Below are 17,478 nucleotides of genomic sequence, written 5' to 3'. Positions count from 1 at the left end.
GCGGATAAATGCAAGGTACGGCCAGCATGCTGCCGGCCAGATCAGGACATGCCGCCATGACCATGCCGCCCAACCTCGCCGAGCTGCAATCGAAGATGAGCGACGCCGTGCGCGCGCATTGGAAGGCATTTCTGATCGAGGGCATCGTGCTCGTCATCCTCGGCTTCGCCGCGATGATCGTGCCGCAGGTGGCCAGCATCGCCGTCACCGTCATGCTGGGCTGGATGTTCTTCATCTCGGGCGTCGCCGCGCTGCTGATGACCTTCTGGGCGCGCCAGACGCCGGGCTTCATCTGGTCGCTGATTTCAGCAATCCTTGGCATCGGCGCCGGCATCATTCTGCTTACGCGCCCAGCCGAAAGCACGCTGACACTGACATTCGTGGTTGGCGTTTATTTCCTCGCCGAGGGCGTCGCGACCATCATGTACGCGCTTCAGCACCGCAAAGAACTGTCCGAGCGCTGGAGCTGGATGGCCTTCTCCGGCCTGATGGATATCGTGATCGCCTTCATCATCATCTCAGGTCTGCCCGGCACGGCAGCCTGGGCCATCGGCCTGATGGTCGGCATCAATCTGGTGATCGGCGGCGCTTCGCTGATCGGCTTGGCGATGGCCGCCCGCAAGAAGGCCTGACCCCGCCAACTGTCTGCAGGGACTCAGCAGCCCTTGCAGATATTCTTGATCATACGATCAAGCTCGCGATCCTGCGCGTCGATGCGGGACGGATCGTTCTTGCCGGTCTCCGGCGGCAAATCGCCCGGGCGCGGCTGGCGATGGCCGACGGGAGCCTCTGGCAGAGCACCGCCGCTGTTGGTCTGTGTGGTCGGCTGCGAGCGCAGGCCCTTGGGTGGCAGGTTGCGGGACGAATCCTGCGCCAGAGCCAGCGAATGGCCGAGAACGAACAGGCATGCCGTCATCACGAACAATGTTTTCATTTTTTGTCTCCGACACCAGGTGGCGCGTGTAAGCCGATCGCTACGGCTTCGGTGGATAGATATGAACGTCGCCGCAGTAATCCACCACACGATAGACCGATTCCGCAGAAGCTTCACCGTCAGGCTTGAGGTTGACTGAAGAATTCTCGGACAAATATTCGGGACCGATCGGCGCCTTGCCATAACCGCCGGGAATATCGAGCACATAATCCGGCTGGCACAATCCGGAAACATTGCCTCGAATGGCGCGCATTAAGGCCTGTCCCTCCGCGATGCTGGTCCGCAAATGTGCGGTGCCAGGCGCGAGGTCGCCGTGATGCAGATAATAGGGCTTGATGCGGCACTCAACGAAACCGCGCATCAGTGCCGTCAGCGTCGCCGCATTGTCATTGACGCCGCGCAGCAATACCGACTGGCTCACCATGGGAATGCCGGCATCAACCATCAGCGCGCAGGCCGCACGTGCAGCATCCGTCAGCTCGCGCGGATGATTGGCATGCAGTGCCACCCATGTGCTGGCACCCGTGACTTTCAATGCATTCACCATTTCCGCACTCACGCGGCCGGGATCAGCCACGGGGACCCGCGTATGCAATCGAATGATCTTTACATGCGGGATATCAGCGAGATCCGCCATGATCTCGCTCAATCGCCGCGGCGACAGCATCAGGGGATCGCCGCCGGTGAGGATTACCTCCCAGATCTCGTCATGGCTGCGGATGTAATCCAGCGCGGCTGAATAGGCGTCGGGTGACAGAGCGGTCTCCTTGCCCGGCCCCACCATCTCGCGGCGGAAACAGAACCGGCAATACACCGCGCAGACATGTACCAGCTTGAACAGCACACGGTCGGGATAGCGATGCACGATGCCGTCGATGGGCGCGTGGGCGTGATCACCGATCGGATCAGCGTTCTCTTCGGGCTGCGCGTTCAGTTCATCCACACTCGGAACGTACTGGCGCGCGATCGGATCGTCGGGATCGCTGCTGTCGATCAGTGCGGCTACGGCCGGCGTCACCGCGACTGCATAACGCGCGGCGACTTTCTCCAGATCGGCCAGCGTCGACGCCGGCGCGAGGCCGTTTTCGATGAGGTCGCTGGCTTGCCGCAGGGTCGTCGCAACTTTCACGTGACGGTTCATGACACACCTGCCGGCGGCGTCCACACCACCTGATCGATCCACGTCGCGCCCGAGGCCAGCATCACCAGCCGGTCGAATCCGAGTGCAACACCGGACGCAGGCGGCATCGTTGCGACGGCCTCAAGAAACTCCTCATCGAGCGGATAGCGCTCGCCATAGCGACGCTCCTTTTCATCCATGGCTTCCGTGAAGCGGCGGCGCTGTTCGTCAGCGTCGGTCAGCTCGCCAAAACCGTTGGCGAGTTCGACACCGCACGCATAGACCTCAAAGCGTTCGGCGACATCAGGCTCGCCTTGCTTCGTGCGCGCCAATGCGGCCTCCGGCGCCGGATATTCGAACAGCACAGTCATCCGTTCCTGCCCGAGATGCGGCTCGACATACTCGACCAGAATCTTGCTGAAAATATCCGACCAGGTATCGTCATCGCTGATCCGCACCTTGCCAGTTGCAGCAGCCGCCAGCTTAGCGCAATCGCCGTCGGCGCCATCGATGCTCGCAAGCAGATCGATATCCGCAAAGCGTGTGAACGCCGCTGCCACGGTCAACATCTCCGGCTCCGCAAATGGATCCGCTACATGACCGCGAAACGTGAACTGCGTGATGCCTGTCGCCTGCGCCGCGCATGCAATGATCGCCACGCAATCGGCGATCACGGCCTCATAGCTCTCCTCGGCACGATACCATTCGAGCATCGTGAACTCAGGCAGGTGCTTGTCACCGCGCTCGCGGTCGCGAAACACCCGGGCGAATTCGAAGATTTTCGTCTCCCCTGCCGCCAGCAGCTTCTTGCAGGCGAATTCCGGCGATGTTCGTAAATACCGCGAGAACCGCTCGCCGTCGCGGTCGATCAATGTCGTCTTTGGCGCATGCAGATGGGTCTCATTGCCCGGCGAGACCTGCAGGACGCCAGTCTCGACCTCCAGGAAGCCCTGAGCCTCGAACCACGTCCGGATACCCTTCGTGATCGCTCCCCGCGCCAGCAGGAAGCCCCGGCGGTCCTGATGTCGCGCCGGGCTCCACCAGGGCGACGGACGGTCGGTTCCAGTCATCGGCAAACGGCCCTTTTGGGTTGCAAAACGCTGGCATCGCCGCGTGAAATCAGTATGTTGCCCCCCGAAACCGCTTCGCTGGCCACAGGACACACACGTCCGGATCGGTCCCGGGCCTGAAATCTAGGAAACATATCTGTGAAAGTCATCGCCAGTTCTATTCGCAAGGGCAACGTCATCGAGCAGGAAGGCAAGCTCTACGTGGTTCTGTCCGCGGAGAACATCCACCCCGGCAAGGGAACCCCGGTCAGCCAGATCGAAATGCGCCGAATCAGCGACGGTGTGAAGATCTCGGAGCGCTACAAGACCACTGACCAGGTGGAAAAGGCGACGATTGAAGACCAGAACTTCAATTACCTCTACAAGGACGCCGACGGCTTCCACTTCATGAACAACGACAATTACGACCAGGTTCAGGTGCAGAAGGACGTCATCGGCGATGCCGAGCCCTATCTGCAGGAGAACATGACCGTAAAGCTGTCGCTGCATGGTCTGGTTCCGGTGGCGATCCAGATGCCGCAGCGCGCGACCCTCGAAGTCGTCGATACCGAGCCGGTGACCAAGGGCCAGACCGCGTCGTCGTCCTACAAGCCTGCCATGCTGTCCAACGGCGTCCGCACCAACGTGCCGCCGCATGTCGGCACCGGCACACGCATCGTGGTGCTGATCGAGGACGGCTCGTACATCGAACGCGCCAAGGACTAAAGGATCCCGGCTGTCGCAAGACTGCCGCAAGTTTTTCGCAAGACCGCCGGACGCCCGAAAATGGCTTCCGGCGGTCTTTTTTATACATGATATCAATCCGTTGATTGCGTTGACGCGCCGCGACGCATTGCCCCTGCCATGGCGCAAATCATGCGGCTACAGTGGCGCATGACCGCACGCGATTCCCTGATCGACCGACGCAGCCTGCTCCGCTCCGGCCTGGGTGCCAGCGCGCTGCTGGCCATGCCCGGGACCGCCATTGCGGCGCCCACGGGCTTTGACGCGTGGCGCGACGGCTTTCGTGCAAAGGCAATTGCCAAAGGTGTCTCCGACGCGACCTATTCGCGCGTGATGGGCCGTATCGAGCCGGACATGTCCGTGTTCACCAAGATGCAAAAGCAGCCGGAATTTCACGAGCAGCTCTGGCAATACATCAATCGCCGCGCCTCCGACTGGCGCATCGCCGCCGGCAAGGACGCGCTGCGCAAGTATGACGGCGTGTTCGACCGTATTGAGCGCGACTTCGGCGTCGAGCGCGGCACGCTGCTGGCGCTGTGGGGCGTCGAGTCCGCCTATGGCGATCCCATCGTGCAGCAGAACCATATGCGCCCGGTATTTCCGTCGCTGGCCGCACTGGCGTGGAACGAGCCGCGCCGCCGCGCCTATTGGGAAACCGAACTCATCAACGCGCTGAAGATCGTCGATAAGGGATGGGGCACGCCCGACGAGATGCGCGGCTCCTGGGCCGGTGCAATGGGCCACACGCAATGGATGCCGGAAGTCTGGCTCAATGTCGGCATCGACTATGACCGCGACGGCCGCGTCTCGCCGTTCGGCAAGCCTGACGATGCGCTGGGCTCAAGCGCACGCTTCCTCGTCAATCGCGGCAAATATCCGCGCGGCGAACACTGGGGCTATGAAGTCCGCGCCAATGGCGCCGGCTCATCGGATAGCAATCGCAGTTTTGCAGCATGGTCCGCAGCCGGCGTTACGCGCGCCGATGGACAGCCGTTCCCGCAGGCCACTGCAAATGCCAAGCTCTGGGTGCCTGTGCAGGGCGGTCCGGCCTTCCTGCTCGGCCAGGGCTTCTACGCCGTGCGCAGCTATAACCCGTCGATGAATTATGCGCTGGCGATCTGCCATCTCGGCGATCGCATTCTCGGCGCGCCGCCTTTCATCCAGCCGTTCCCCGGCTCGGAACGCGCGCTCACACTCGCCGAAGTGCAGGAAGTACAAACTCGCCTCACCCGCGCCGGCTTCGACACCGGCGGCACCGATGGCCGCGTCGGCAACGACACGATGAAAGCGGTGAAGGACTATCAAACGAAGATGGGTCTGCTGCCGGCGGATGGCTATGGCGGGCTGAAGGTGCTCGCGCGGTTGCGGCAAGGCGGCTGAGCCGTTCCGTCAAATGCCCGCCATCCGCTGCGGATCGACGTAACGATCGTAGTCTTCACCCGAGAGCAGTCCTAGCGCGATCGCTGCTTCGCGCGGTGTGATGGACTCGTCCAGCGCCTTGGCTGTGATGAGCGCGACCTTGTCGTAGCCGATCACCGGATTGAGCGCTGTCGCGAGCAGCGGCGCGTTGGCGACATTCGCGGCGAGCTGTCGCCGATCGACGTCGAGATCGCGGATCAATCGGGACGTAAAGACATCGATGCCATCGGCGAGGATGCGGATCGACTGCAGAACATTGTAGATGATCACCGGCTTGGCAACGTTGAGCTCGAAATTGCCGGATGCGCTGGCTGCGGTGACGACGGCGTTGTTACCCGTCACCTGAAAACACACCTGCGCAAGCATCTCAGCGACGGTGGGATTGCGTTTGCCTGGCATGATCGACGACGTCAGCCCGTCATGCGGGATGACAAGCTCACCGAACCCGCAGCGCGGACCCGAACCGAGGAAGCGCACGTCGTTCGCGATCTTCAGCAGCGTGACGGCAAGGCCATTGAGCGCGCCGGACACTTCGACAAGCGCATCATGTGCACCCATGCCTTCGAACTTGCTCGGGTTCGGGACGAATGCAACGCCGGTCAGTGCGTTCAGGTGCTCGCAAAAGGCGCTGTCGAATCCCTTTGGCGCATTGAGCCCCGAGCCGACGGCCGTGCCGCCCTGGGGCAGCATCAGCAGACGCGGAAACACTGCTTCGATGCGGTCAATCGCATGGCCGATCTGACGGGCGAAGGCATCGAAGGCCTGCCCCATCGTCATCGGCACGGCATCCATCAGATGCGTACGGCCTATCTTCACGACGTCGGAGAATGCGTCCGCCTTGGCGCGGAGATCATCGCGCAGCGTCTGCAAGGCCGGGAGTAAGCGCCCGCGCAACTCCAGCGTCGTTGCCACATGCATCACGGTCGGAAAGCTGTCGTTCGATGACTGCGAACAATTGACGTGATCGTTGGGATGAATGGGCGATTTGGTCCCGAGCGGCTGGCCCATCAATTCATTCGCCCGGTTCGCGATCACCTCATTCGCATTCATGTTGATCTGGGTGCCGGAGCCGGTCTGCCAGATCGGCAAGGGGAAATGATCGTCGAAACGGCCCTGCTGAAGTTCGAGTGCCGCTGTTTCGATCGGCGCCGCGATCTCCGGTGCGATCGTCCCGAGTTGCAGATTGGCGCGAACGGCCGCGATCTTCTGCAGGGCGAATGCACGGATCAGCGCGACCGGGAAACGCTCGTCACTGACCTGGAAGACCTCAAGTGCGCGTTGGGTCTGCGCGCCCCAATAGCGGTCCGTCGGCACCGCGATGGTGCCGAAGGAGTCATGTTCCGTGCGAACGTCACTCACGAGTCTCGCTCACTGCGCGCCGACAACGCCCGCTGCCTTGATGATCGGCGTCCACTTGTCGATCTCGGATTTCAGATGCGCGGCCAGCGCATCGGGCGTCGCCCGTTCCGGCGCCACTGGCTGCACGCCGAGCCCGGCAAGCCGGCTCTTCACGGTCTCGTCCTTCAGCGCCACGTTCAGTGCGGCAACGAGTTTGTCGATGATCGGCTTGGGTGTGCCCTTCGGCGCGAACAGGCCGTACCAGACGGTGTAGGTAAAGCCCGGCAGACCGGCTTCGGCTGTCGTGGGCAGTTTTGGCAGAGCCGGCGCCTTCTCGGTGCTGGTGACGGCGTAGCCCTTGATCGTGCCGCCGTCGACATTGCCGACCACGTTGACGATCTGGTCGCACATGACGTCGACCTGCCCGCTCATCATGTCGTTCATCGCCGGACCAGCGCCGCGATAGGCGATCTGGGTCGGCTGCGTACCGGTCGCTGCATTGAGCAGCAGGCCGCACAGATGCGAAGCCGAGCCGATGCCGGCATGCGCGTAGTTCACTTTCTCCTTGTTCGTCTTCATCCAGGCGATCAGCTCGGCGAGATTGGCGGCCGGGAGATCCTTGCGTGCCACGAACACCGACGGCAGATCGACCGCGAGACCGATCGGCTCGTAGTCCTTGATCGGATCGTATTTGAGCTTAGGATACAGCGCCGGATTGGTCGCATGGCTGATATGGATCAGCAGCAGATTGTAACCGTCCGGCGCAGATGCGGCGACCTTGGCACTGCCGATGGAGCCGCCGGCGCCCGTCGTGTTCTCGACGATCACCTGCTGTTTCAACGGGCCGCTCATGGCTTGCGCCAGCAGGCGCGCGATGGTGTCACCGGGGCCGCCTGCGGAATACGGCATGTTCATGGTGATGGTGCGGGTTGGATAATCCTGCGCCAGACTTGGGCCAGCCAGCAGTGCACCGGCGAGCACGAATGCGGTCGTCAAAATGTTCTTCTTCATCGAAATTCCTCCCCTGTTATGTGTGTTGTTTCAGCGTCCACTCATGCTCAGCACGCGATCGACCATCGGACCGCACAGGCCGAGATAGTTGGCCGGGTCGCAATGACGACGGATGGCCTCCTTGCCACCAAGCGCTTCGGTGATTTCCGGGACCTCGGCGAGGATATCCGCAAGCTGTCCGCCGCCTTCGATGGCCTTGCGGCAAGCGTCGTAGACGACGTCATGCGCGTGCTGGCGGCCGAGTTTTGGCGCCGCTGCCATCATCACCGCTTCGGCGACGATAAGGCCGCGTGTCAGATCCAGATTCTCCAGCATGCGCTTTTCGTGAACCACGAGTCCGGCCAGCATGAATTTGGCATTTGCCAGCGACGAGGCAGTGAGCAGGAAGCTCTCCGGCAACGACACCCATTCGAGGTGCCACGGCCCCGTTGCACGTTCCAGGTCATGGATCATGCCATCGAGCATGGTCGCGACGTGCTGGCGCACCGCCTTGGCAGCCGCGAGCATCAGTTCGCTTGAAATCGCGTTACGCTTTTGCGGCATCGTCGATGACGCGCCGCGACCGGGCACGAAAGGCTCAGACACTTCGCCGAATTCGGACGATGACAACAGCATCACGTCGGTGGCGATCTTGCCGAGCGTACCGGTGATCAGGCCGAGCAGCGTGACCGCTTCGGCGATGCCGTCGCGGGCGACATGCCAGGTGATCGACGGTTGATGCAGGCCGAGCTCCTCGCAGAACAGTTTTTGCATCTCGAGGCCGCCCTCGCCCACCGACGCGAGCGTCCCCGCGGCGCCGGAGAACTCGCCGAGCAGGATGCGCGGCAGTGCCTGATCGACGCGTTCGATGTGGCGATCGATAGAAGACAGCCAGACGGCTGCCTTGTAGCCGAAGGTCACCGGCAGGGCCTGCTGCAGATGGGTGCGCCCAGCCATCGGCGTGTCGCGATATTTGCGGGCCATCGCGCTCAGGATGTCGCGGACCTCGCGCAGATCGCGTGCAACAATCTCAAGCGCTGCGCGTATCTGCAGGACGTTGGCGGTGTCCATGATGTCCTGGGTGGTCGCACCCCAGTGAACATAGCGGCCCGCCTCTCCGGCAGCTTCAGAGAGCTGATGAACCAGCGGCAGGATCGGGTAGCCGACGATTTCGGTCTCAGCTCGGAGCTTGTCGAAATCGATCCGGATCGATTTGGCGGCGGCCTCGATGGCCTGCGCGGCTTCCTTGGGGACAACGCCGAGACGGGCCTGGGCGCGGGCCAGCGCGACTTCGGCCTCGATGTAGCGGCCGACCAGGGCTTCGTCGGCGAAGACCGCCCGCATTTCCGCGGTGCCGAACATGTCCCGAAACAGAACCGAATCGAAAACCGTGCTGCCCATACCGCTTCCTCTTATTATGTTCGTACATATTAAATTGTCCGAACATAAACCGTGTGTCAATCTCCTTCCTTGACGAGATGGTCGCCAATCAGGCTTCCATCCTGCGATCAGGGACTTAGGGGTCGAGGGACGACGGTGGAAAAGCGTTACGCGTTCGTGGCCCGAGCACTGACCGAGGCCATCGCAGACGGACGGCATCCGGTCGGGTCTGTGCTGCCGACAGAGTTCGAGCTGGCGGACCAGTTCGCCGTGAGCCGATCAACCGTGCGCGCGGCGATGCAGGAGCTGCAGGCGTCCGGCTTGGTCAGCCGGAAGCGCAATGCCGGGACGCGTGTCGAGGCGACGTCTCCGGCCAAGGGCGGTGATGGCTTTACGCAGGCACTCAATACGATCGAGGCGGTGCAGCAGTTCGGCACCGAGACGGAGCGCCACGTGCAGCGCGTTGCGGATGTCGTCGCCGACAGCGAGCTTGCCAGCCAGCTCGGATGCCGGCCCGGCCGCCGCTGGCTGTGCATCTCAAGTCTGCGCACGATTCCGGGCGACGTCACACAGACGCCGATCTGCTGGACGGACGTGTATATCGACGGCGCCTTCGCCGACGAGGTGCGCGCGAAGATGGGCGGGCATCACGAAATCTTCGGCACGCTCGTCGAGAAAATCTCGGGACGACGCTTCGTTGAGATCCGCCAGGACATCTCTGCGGTTGGCGTGTCGGACGCGATGGCGGAGCCACTGAAGGCAACGGCTGGCGCGCATGCGCTGTCGATCCGGCGGCAGTATCTGTTCGCGTCAAACGAGCTGGCTGAGGTCTCGCTCAGCATTCATCCGGCGGACCGGTATCGGTATTCGACCAGGCTGCTCCGCCGGCAAGACACAAATGGATGAGTGCACCGGTCAAGCCGGAGACGACAGGTTGAGAGCGGTGAGACTACCTGATCATCTTCGGCCCGGGATCCGGCGCCGCCACATCGATCACGCGCATCTGCACGCGCTCGGCACCCTGCCAGCGATCGACGGTCAGCGAGCCCGCCACATGGACCGGCTGACCGCGCAGCTCCTGCAACGCGTTGCCAAGTTTCTGCCCCACTGAACGAAACGCGATACCGTTGACCACGGCGCCGTCCGACGCCTTGAAGCGCAGCCGCAGATGCGCCTGCCCAACTTCATCGACATAAACGAGCTGATGCGCCGGCAGCGCAATCACCGGCTCGGGATTGGCCTGCCCGAACGGCCCGGCGCGATTGAGCGTATTCACGAGATCCGTCGTCACACCGCGCGCAGTGATAGCGCCATCGATGAAGAGTTCTTTCTCGTTGCGGGACTTGCCGACATCCGCAGCCAGCGCGCTTTCGATATAGGCGCGGAATTCGCCGAGCCGTTCCTTGCGTAGCGTGATGCCCGCGGCCATGGCGTGGCCGCCACCTTTCATCAGAAGCCCATCGGCAACAGCTTGCCGCACGGCTTTGCCGAGATCGACGCCGGAGATCGAGCGGCCGGACCCCGTGCCAATTCCGCCAGGCTCCAGCGCGATGGCAAAAGCCGGACGCGCAAATTTCTCCTTGAGCCGCGAGGCGACCAGACCGACGACGCCGGGATGCCAGCCTTCAGACGCGGTCACGACTACGGAGCCTTTGTCTTCGAGCCCCAGTGACGCCAGAGCCTCGGCCTCGGCTTGCGCTTCCGCGGCCTGTTCGATCACGCGTCGTTCGATGTTCAGCCGATCGAGTTCGGCAGCGATCTTCGCGGCCTCGGAGATATCGCCTTCGAGCAGCAGCCGCACGCCCAAGTCTGCGCGCCCGATCCGGCCGCCGGCATTGATGCGCGGTCCCAGCATGAAGCCGAGATGCCATGCTTCCGGCGGACCGTTCAAACGCGCCACATCCATCAGCGCGGTGTGCCCGATGTGATCGCGGCGACGCAATGCGATGAGACCTTTGGCGACAAAGGCGCGGTTCAGGCCGATCAGTGGCGCCACGTCAGCCACAGTCCCGAGCGCCACATGATGCAGCATGCCCAGGAGATCAGGCTCGGGCATCTCGGCGGTCCAGAAGCCGCGCTTGCGCAATTCGCGATTGACCGCGACCAGCGTGATCAGCACGAGGCCGACGGCGGCGAGATGACCCAGACCGGAAATATCGTCGAGCCGGTTCGGATTCACCACGGCATCCACGTCAGGCAATTCCTCGCCGGTCTGATGGTGATCGATGACAACCACAGACATGCCGAGCTTCTTGGCCTCGGCCAACGGCTCGAAGCTCGTCGTGCCACAATCGACAGTCACGAGCAGCGTGGCACCCTTGCCGGCCAGCGTCCTGATGGCATCCACATTGGGGCCATAGCCCTCGAAGATGCGATCGGGAATGTGGATATGCGGATCGAGTCCGCAATGCCTGAGATGCCAGGCCAGCAGCGCCGACGACGTCGCGCCGTCGACGTCGTAGTCGCCGAAGATCGCCACCTTCTCCCGGCGCTGCGCGGCATCCGCGATGCGCTTCGCCGCCGCTTCCATCTGCGTGATGGTGAACGGGTCCGGCATCAGCTTGCGGATTGTGGGATCGAGAAAGTCTTCGACCGCGTCGAGTTCGATATTGCGGCCGGCGATGACGCGCGCCAGCATTTCCGGCAATTGGAAACGCTGCACCATGGCCAGCGCCCGCGCCGCCCCGCGCTGGTCCACCCGGTCGCGCCAGATCCGCCCGGTGGCGGATTCGGTGACGCCGAGAAAGGCCTGCTGGGATTCGACGGGAATGATGGTCGGTGGCGTCATGGGATCAGCAATAGGCCGCGCAGCCGCTTTCGGCAAATCCCAAGCCGGTCAGCAACCCATCCGCTCCGCCAGATCATTGAAATCATCGGCCACCACGTCCCACGGGCCCTCGGCCTTGAAATCGCGGTTCTGGTGCGGGCCATATTCAGTGACGCGCGGCACGAAGGCGGTCTTGAGCCCGAGTTTGTGCGCGGCATCGAGATCGCTGTTATGGGCGGCGACCATCATGACTTCCGCAGGCTTCAGATTGAGCAGTGCGGCCGCGCCCAAATAGGCCTGCGGATCGGGCTTATAGTGTTCGAACAGTTCCGCGCTCATGATCAGGTCCCATGGCAGGCCGGCGAATTTCGCCATGTTGGTCAGCAGCGCGACATTGCCGTTCGACAACGGGCTGATGACGTATTTGGTCTTCAAGCGCGTCAGACCGCTGACCGAATCCGTCCACGGATGCAGCCGGTGCCAGCCGAGTGTCATGTGATGCAGATCGTTGTCCGAGAGCCCGTTGATGCCGAACTTGGCGACCAGCACGTCGAGCGACTGCCGATGCAGCGTGTCGAGTTTCACGAAGCCCCGCTCCGGATGATGGCGCACCACATCCATCGAGGGCATATAGGCCTGCCGCCAGGCATCGACGAGCGCGGTCCAGTCAGCCGCGATACCGCGCGCTTTGCCGAACGCGGTACAGTCAGCAATCAGGCTGGAACGCCAATCAACCACGGTGCCGAACACGTCGAACACCAGAGCCTTGACGTTATCGGTCTCGCTCATGGTCTCATCCCCATTTTGTTTTCTTGGTTTTTAGTTCGATTAATCCGAGCGCATATTGGCGCGCTCGGATTGCCTTTAATTAGAGTATCTTCCGATACTGCATAAATCCGGAATTATCCGCGACCTGATCATACAGAATGCGCGCCTGCGCATTCTCGTTCTGTGTCAGCCAATGCACGCGGCTGCAGCCATCGGCCTTGGCCTTCGCATAGACCGCCTCGATCAGAGCGCGACCGACGCCATGTCCCCGCGCGTTGTTGTCGACGAACAGGTCCTGCAGGTAACAGTAGTTGCCCGGCGTCCAGGATGAGCGGTGATACAGGAACTGCACGATACCGGTGAGCTTGCCATCCACATAGGCGCCGAGCAGAAACATCTGCTCGTTTGCGTCGTGAAAACGCTTCCACGCGGTATCGGTCGCGGCCTGTGGCAGCGTCGCCTTGTAGAAGGTCAGATAGCCCTGCCACAGCGGCTCCCAGGCAGCCCGCTCGTCGGGGCCGACCGGGTGGATGTCAACATTCGCCTTCGCCATGTGACCGAACTCAATCCAGGTGGAATTTTTCGAGCTGGCGGTGCTCGCCCTTGATGATGCGCACGGTGCCAGTCACTGAACGCATCACGATGGTCTCGGTCTCGATGACGTCGCCGCGGAACTTGACGCCCGACAGCAATGCGCCGTCGGTGACACCGGTGGCGGCAAACAAGCAGTCGCCCTTCGCCATGTCCTCGATGCCATAGATCATCTTCGGATCGGTGACACCCATCTTCAGCGCACGCTCGCGCTTCTCGTCGGTATCGAGGATCAATCGGGTCTGCATCTGGCCGCCGATGCAGCGCAGTGCTGCAGCTGCCAGCACGCCTTCCGGTGCGCCGCCAATGCCAAGATAGATGTCGATGCCAGATTTGGCGGGATCGGTGGTGTGGATGACGCCGGCGACGTCACCGTCCGGAATGAGACGCAACGCCGCCCCAGTCGAGCGGATCGCTGCAATCAATGCTTCGTGCCGCGGCCGCTCAAGCACGAGGGCGGTGATCGCCGACACCGGCACGCCCTTGGCCTTGGCGAGGCGCTTGATGTTCTCTTCCGGCGATGCGTCGATGTCGATCACGTTCTTGGCGTAGCCCGGACCAATCGCAATCTTGTCCATATAGACGTCGGGCGCGTGCAGCAGCGTGCCGCCGTCGGCCATCGCCATGGTGGCAATCGAGCCCGGCATGTCCTTGGCGCACAGTGTCGTGCCTTCGAGCGGATCGACGGCAATATCGACCTTCGGGCCGGCATTGATGCCGACCTTTTCGCCGATATAGAGCATCGGCGCTTCGTCGCGCTCGCCCTCGCCGATCACGATGGTGCCGTCGATCGGCATCTTGTTGAGCTCGCGGCGCATCGCATCGACCGCTGCCTGATCGGCCGCCTTCTCCTGCCCATGACCACGCAACCGCGCAGCCGACACTGCCGCGCGCTCGGTCACGCGAACGATCTCCAGCGTCAGAATGCGCTCGAGCAGTTGCTGCGGCGGGACGGTAATATGGGTCGACATTGGCGGGCTCCTTCTACGGTGGGACGAATGTCCCCGTACAACTCTCAACGCTGGTGTTTAGTTCTTCTCGATCCGGATAACCTGCGGCTTGCCCGATATCACCTTGTCGCTCTGCACGGCCTGTAGGGCGCGGCGCATCGCGTCTTCAGTCGTCGCATAGGTGATCAGGATAACAGGCACTGGTGACGATTTCGTGCTCTTGCCGACCGGCTCGATGCCGCCATTCGGATGGCGCTGCACGATCGACTCCAGCGAAATCTTCTGCTCGGCCAGACGCGTTGCGATACGCGCCGCCGTACCGGCGAGATCGCGCGCCATCAGGCGGATGTAATAACCACCTTCATGGCGCTCCATCGGCGCCTTGGTGGTGGTCTTGAGTTTCTCAACCGGCCGCCCGAACGGCAGCGCGCGCACATTGCGTGCGACATCGGCGATATCAGCAAGAACCGCAGACGCCGTCGCGGCGCCGCCAGCGCCGGGACCGACCAGCGTAATCGGCGCAATGCCTGCGCCATCAACCGTGACGGCGTTGGTGACGCCCATGACCTGCGCAATGGAGGACGACAGCGGCACCATGGTCGGATGCACGCGTTGTTCGATGCCAGTTGCGGTGCGCATGGCAACGCCCAGCAGCTTCACGCGATAGCCGAGCTCTGCAGCAGCGCGCAGATCTTCAGCGGCGATGGACGAAATGCCCTCGACCGAAACAGCGCTCTGCGCGACCTTGGTCCCGAATGCGAGGCTGGCGAGAATGGCCAGCTTCTGCGCTGTGTCGTGGCCATCGACGTCGAAGGACGGCTCGGCCTCGGCGTAGCCAAGCCGCTGCGCGTCTTTAAGGCATTCCTCGAAGGACAGGCCCTCTAGCTCCATCCGTGACAGGATGTAGTTGCAGGTACCGTTGAGAATACCGTAGACGCGATTGATATCGGTGCCGACGAGACCTTCGCGGATGGTCTTGATGATCGGAATGGCGCCGGCGACGGCGGCCTCGTAGTTCAGCGCGCCGCCGTGCTTCTCAGCCGATGCGGCTAGCTTCAGGCCATGCTTGGCGATCAGTGCCTTGTTCGCGGTCACGACCGACTTGCCGGCGCGCAGCGCCGCCTCGATAGACGACAGCGCGGGATCGCCAACGCCGCCCATCAATTCGACGAAGCACTCGACATCGGGATGCTGCGCAACCGCGAGCGGATCCTTCATCCAGTCGATGCCGCGCAGATCAACGCCGCGCTTCTTGGTCTTGGAGCGCGCAGTGACAGCAATCACCTTGACGCCACGACCGCAGCGCGCGGCCAAAATCGAGTTCTGCTGTTCGATGAGACGGACGACTTCGGCACCAACGGTGCCGAGTCCCGCGATACCCACTTTGAGGGGTGCGACCATTAAGCTTCAGACCTGTCGGAATTCTTGTTGAGCGATGACCGGTCCGAAAACCGGTTGCCGGTTTTCGGGGATCACGCCTATCGCCGGTTGGCGAGAGGAACCACGTTGTGCAACGTTTCGAGACCGCTTTCAAGGAAGCGGCGAATGCCGCGGGCAGCCTGGCGAATGCGCTGTTCGTTCTCGACCATCGCGATACGGACGTAACCTTCGCCATGCTCGCCGAAGGCGACGCCGGGAGATACCACCACGCCGGACTTTTCGACGAGAAGCGTTGCAAACTGCATGCTGCCGACCTCGCGGAATTTCTCCGGCAGCGGCGCCCAGGCAAACATCGACGCCGAGGGCGGCGGAATGTCCCAGCCGGCGCGGCCGAAGGATTCCACCATCGCGTCGCGGCGCTTGCGATAGGTGTCGCGCATCTCGCGGATGCAGTCGTCCGGACCGTTCAGCGCTGCAGTGGCCGCGACCTGCACGGGCGTGAAGGCGCCGTAGTCGAGATAGGATTTCACCCGCGTCAGCGCGGCGATGATGCGCTCGTTGCCGACCGCAAAGCCCATGCGCCAGCCGGCCATGGAGAAAGTCTTCGACATCGAGGTGAATTCGACGGTGACGTCCATCGCGCCCGGCACCTGCAGCACCGAGGGCGGCGGGTTCTTGTCGTCGAAATAGACCTCGGCGTAAGCGAGATCCGAAAGAATGTAGATCTCATGCTTCTTCGCGAAGGCCACGAGGTCCTTGTAGAAGTCGAGGCTCGCCACCTGCGCCGTCGGATTCGACGGATAGCAGACGATCAGCGCGATCGGCTTCGGGATCGAATGGATGATGGCGCGCTCGACGGCCGCGAAGAAATCCGGCGTTGGCTCGGACGGCACCGAGCGGATCACGCCGCCAGCCATCAGGAAGCCGAAGGCATGGATCGGGTAGCTCGGATTCGGGCATAGCACGACATCGCCAGGCGCGGTGATCGCCTGAGCGACGTTGGCGAAGCCTTCCTTGGAGCCCAGCGTCGCCACCACCTGGGTGTCAGGATTGAGCTTCACGCCAAAGCGGCGCTCGTAATAGCCGGCCTGGGCCTTGCGCAGGCCAGTGATGCCCTTCGAAGCCGAATAGCGGTCGGTGCGCGGCTTGCCCAGGGTCTCCTTGAGCTTCTCGATCACATGCGGCGGGGTCGCCAGATCCGGATTGCCCATGCCGAGGTCGATGATATCGGCGCCGGCGTTCCGCGCGGCGGCCTTGGCCCGGTTGACCTGTTCGAACACATAGGGCGGCAATCGGCGGATGCGGTAGAATTCTTCCATGGGATCGGGCTCCAGAACCGCTTCATCATGCGGTTGAATCGCTTCTTTTTATCACGGAAGCCCGGTGACACCAGTCACGACGGGCAGTTTTGATTATTTGGCCGCCGGTTTGGCCGGCAGCACGACGGCCTGGCGATCGCGGGCGGCAGTCAGTTCGGCCTGCATCTTGGCCTGATCAGCCGGCGCCATTGCGGTGCCTTCGCGGGTGGTCGGCAGATCATGAACCGGCAGATAGGTGCCCACCTCGGCCGGACGCGCCGGAGCGCCCGCCGGCGTCCCCACCATGGGCATGTCGGCGATGGTCGAGGCGCAGCCGCCCAGAGGCAAGCCAAGCCCCAGCACCAGCACGGCGGCCGCTGTCGCCGCCCGCCCGCTGCGACCACCAATTGCCCTGAATGTGCCTCTACGCGTCACGCCACAACCCTACATCGCATTAGAATCGATTTCATCCCTATCGCAGCGCACCATTCAACCAATCTGGTCACAAACGATTAATGCCGGGAGAAGACGCTAAAGGCTTGGATCTTCAATATGACGGAAGCAAGACCCAAAGCCGAATACATGACGCGGTGCAGCACATCGAATCCTGCGGCAATCCGCGAACTGTGCCATCATCGATTTGCGTGGTGACGTACCGTTGCCCGACTGGAATGAAGCTGTTGTTGCGCCATGACCGAAGTTGCCGCCGACGCCAAAGCTGCTAACGACAAAATCTCGGGCGACGCGTCC

General features: G+C 62.6%; 17 protein-coding genes. 4 read left to right on the top strand and 13 right to left on the bottom strand.

Annotated features, from left to right (window positions below):
* Window positions 1–56: 56 nt before the first annotated feature.
* Complete coding sequence (locus AB7951_RS12930; protein ID WP_089264182.1) at window positions 57–632, top strand: HdeD family acid-resistance protein; 576 nt, start codon at window positions 57–59, stop codon at window positions 630–632.
* 23 nt (window positions 633–655) lie between these two features.
* On the opposite strand, the gene AB7951_RS12925 is transcribed toward AB7951_RS12930, so the two are convergent.
* From AB7951_RS12925 to epmA, 3 genes are read right to left on the bottom strand one after another with little or no spacing between them, the layout of a single operon-like run.
* Entirely contained in the window at window positions 656–934 is a 279-nt protein-coding gene (locus AB7951_RS12925; protein WP_147421632.1) for a hypothetical protein, read from the bottom strand.
* Between the two features lie 40 nt (window positions 935–974).
* Window positions 975–2,075: a lysine-2,3-aminomutase-like protein gene (locus AB7951_RS12920; protein WP_441255829.1), complete on the bottom strand. Its 1,101-nt coding sequence runs from the start codon at window positions 2,073–2,075 to the stop codon at window positions 975–977.
* The gene (gene epmA / locus AB7951_RS12915) at window positions 2,072–3,124 is read right to left on the bottom strand and encodes an EF-P lysine aminoacylase EpmA (protein WP_120289478.1); all 1,053 of its coding nucleotides are present in this window, start codon (window positions 3,122–3,124) and stop codon (window positions 2,072–2,074) included. The genes AB7951_RS12920 and epmA overlap by 4 nt, the downstream gene beginning before the upstream one ends.
* 138 nt (window positions 3,125–3,262) lie before the next feature.
* On the opposite strand from epmA, the gene efp reads away from it, so the two are divergent.
* The gene (efp, locus tag AB7951_RS12910) at window positions 3,263–3,829 is read left to right on the top strand and encodes an elongation factor P (RefSeq protein ID WP_068736546.1); all 567 of its coding nucleotides are present in this window, start codon (window positions 3,263–3,265) and stop codon (window positions 3,827–3,829) included.
* A 168-nt stretch (window positions 3,830–3,997) separates the two neighbouring features.
* Window positions 3,998–5,227: a lytic murein transglycosylase gene (locus AB7951_RS12905; protein ID WP_120290298.1), complete on the top strand. Its 1,230-nt coding sequence runs from the start codon at window positions 3,998–4,000 to the stop codon at window positions 5,225–5,227.
* A gap of 9 nt (window positions 5,228–5,236) precedes the next feature.
* On the opposite strand, the gene AB7951_RS12900 is transcribed toward AB7951_RS12905, so the two are convergent.
* Genes AB7951_RS12900 through AB7951_RS12890 form a run of 3 tightly spaced genes read right to left on the bottom strand, consistent with a single transcriptional unit; the run spans window position 5,237 to window position 8,995 of the window.
* On the bottom strand, window positions 5,237–6,625 hold the full coding sequence (locus AB7951_RS12900) for a class II fumarate hydratase (protein WP_120289476.1): 1,389 nt from the start codon (window positions 6,623–6,625) through the stop codon (window positions 5,237–5,239).
* A 9-nt stretch (window positions 6,626–6,634) separates the two neighbouring features.
* On the bottom strand, window positions 6,635–7,615 hold the full coding sequence (locus tag AB7951_RS12895) for a tripartite tricarboxylate transporter substrate-binding protein (RefSeq protein ID WP_120289474.1): 981 nt from the start codon (window positions 7,613–7,615) through the stop codon (window positions 6,635–6,637).
* A gap of 30 nt (window positions 7,616–7,645) precedes the next feature.
* Complete coding sequence (locus AB7951_RS12890) at window positions 7,646–8,995, bottom strand: class-II fumarase/aspartase family protein (RefSeq protein WP_120289472.1); 1,350 nt, start codon at window positions 8,993–8,995, stop codon at window positions 7,646–7,648.
* 135 nt (window positions 8,996–9,130) lie between these two features.
* Here AB7951_RS12890 and AB7951_RS12885 point away from each other — a divergent pair, with 135 nt between their 5' ends.
* Complete coding sequence (locus AB7951_RS12885) at window positions 9,131–9,880, top strand: GntR family transcriptional regulator (RefSeq protein WP_120289470.1); 750 nt, start codon at window positions 9,131–9,133, stop codon at window positions 9,878–9,880.
* Window positions 9,881–9,923: 43 nt separating this feature from the next.
* On the opposite strand, the gene recJ is transcribed toward AB7951_RS12885, so the two are convergent.
* The 7 genes from recJ to AB7951_RS12850 form a co-directional block, all read right to left on the bottom strand.
* Complete coding sequence (gene recJ, locus AB7951_RS12880; protein ID WP_120289468.1) at window positions 9,924–11,762, bottom strand: single-stranded-DNA-specific exonuclease RecJ; 1,839 nt, start codon at window positions 11,760–11,762, stop codon at window positions 9,924–9,926.
* Between the two features lie 48 nt (window positions 11,763–11,810).
* Window positions 11,811–12,530: a haloacid dehalogenase type II gene (locus tag AB7951_RS12875; protein WP_120289466.1), complete on the bottom strand. Its 720-nt coding sequence runs from the start codon at window positions 12,528–12,530 to the stop codon at window positions 11,811–11,813.
* A 79-nt stretch (window positions 12,531–12,609) separates the two neighbouring features.
* Window positions 12,610–13,062 carry a GNAT family N-acetyltransferase gene (locus tag AB7951_RS12870; RefSeq protein ID WP_120289464.1) on the bottom strand — a complete coding sequence of 151 codons (453 nt, stop codon included), beginning with the start codon at window positions 13,060–13,062 and terminating at the stop codon, window positions 12,610–12,612.
* Between the two features lie 10 nt (window positions 13,063–13,072).
* Complete coding sequence (gene glpX, locus AB7951_RS12865) at window positions 13,073–14,071, bottom strand: class II fructose-bisphosphatase (protein WP_068736567.1); 999 nt, start codon at window positions 14,069–14,071, stop codon at window positions 13,073–13,075.
* 57 nt (window positions 14,072–14,128) lie between these two features.
* Window positions 14,129–15,451, bottom strand: coding sequence for a homoserine dehydrogenase (locus tag AB7951_RS12860; RefSeq protein WP_120289462.1), 1,323 nt, complete (start codon window positions 15,449–15,451; stop codon window positions 14,129–14,131).
* Window positions 15,452–15,528: 77 nt separating this feature from the next.
* Complete coding sequence (locus AB7951_RS12855; protein ID WP_089264170.1) at window positions 15,529–16,749, bottom strand: LL-diaminopimelate aminotransferase; 1,221 nt, start codon at window positions 16,747–16,749, stop codon at window positions 15,529–15,531.
* A gap of 93 nt (window positions 16,750–16,842) precedes the next feature.
* Window positions 16,843–17,163, bottom strand: coding sequence for a hypothetical protein (locus AB7951_RS12850; RefSeq protein WP_439061651.1), 321 nt, complete (start codon window positions 17,161–17,163; stop codon window positions 16,843–16,845).
* Window positions 17,164–17,478 lie beyond the last annotated feature (315 nt).

The sequence above is a fragment of the Tardiphaga sp. 285_C5_N1_2 genome (genome assembly GCF_052076065.1).
Classification (GTDB): Bacteria; Pseudomonadota; Alphaproteobacteria; order Rhizobiales; family Xanthobacteraceae; genus Tardiphaga; species Tardiphaga robiniae.
Note: the sequence above shows the minus strand (reverse complement) of the source record. Positions and strands in the feature narration are given on the sequence as shown.

Bases quoted from the DNA above. Each gene is read 5' to 3' on its own strand.
- glpX (WP_068736567.1), bottom strand. From the start codon at position 14,071: ATGTCGACCCATATTACCGTCCCGCCGCAGCAACTGCTCGAGCGCATT.
- recJ (WP_120289468.1), bottom strand. From the start codon at position 11,762: ATGACGCCACCGACCATCATTCCCGTCGAATCCCAGCAGGCCTTTCTC.
- AB7951_RS12895 (WP_120289474.1), bottom strand. From the start codon at position 7,615: ATGAAGAAGAACATTTTGACGACCGCATTCGTGCTCGCCGGTGCACTG.
- epmA (WP_120289478.1), bottom strand. From the start codon at position 3,124: ATGACTGGAACCGACCGTCCGTCGCCCTGGTGGAGCCCGGCGCGACAT.
- AB7951_RS12905 (WP_120290298.1), top strand. From the start codon at position 3,998: ATGACCGCACGCGATTCCCTGATCGACCGACGCAGCCTGCTCCGCTCC.
- AB7951_RS12875 (WP_120289466.1), bottom strand. From the start codon at position 12,530: ATGAGCGAGACCGATAACGTCAAGGCTCTGGTGTTCGACGTGTTCGGC.
- AB7951_RS12920 (WP_441255829.1), bottom strand. From the start codon at position 2,075: ATGAACCGTCACGTGAAAGTTGCGACGACCCTGCGGCAAGCCAGCGAC.
- AB7951_RS12890 (WP_120289472.1), bottom strand. From the start codon at position 8,995: ATGGGCAGCACGGTTTTCGATTCGGTTCTGTTTCGGGACATGTTCGGC.
- AB7951_RS12870 (WP_120289464.1), bottom strand. From the start codon at position 13,062: ATGGCGAAGGCGAATGTTGACATCCACCCGGTCGGCCCCGACGAGCGG.
- AB7951_RS12930 (WP_089264182.1), top strand. From the start codon at position 57: ATGACCATGCCGCCCAACCTCGCCGAGCTGCAATCGAAGATGAGCGAC.
- AB7951_RS12925 (WP_147421632.1), bottom strand. From the start codon at position 934: ATGAAAACATTGTTCGTGATGACGGCATGCCTGTTCGTTCTCGGCCAT.
- AB7951_RS12860 (WP_120289462.1), bottom strand. From the start codon at position 15,451: ATGGTCGCACCCCTCAAAGTGGGTATCGCGGGACTCGGCACCGTTGGT.
- AB7951_RS12855 (WP_089264170.1), bottom strand. From the start codon at position 16,749: ATGGAAGAATTCTACCGCATCCGCCGATTGCCGCCCTATGTGTTCGAA.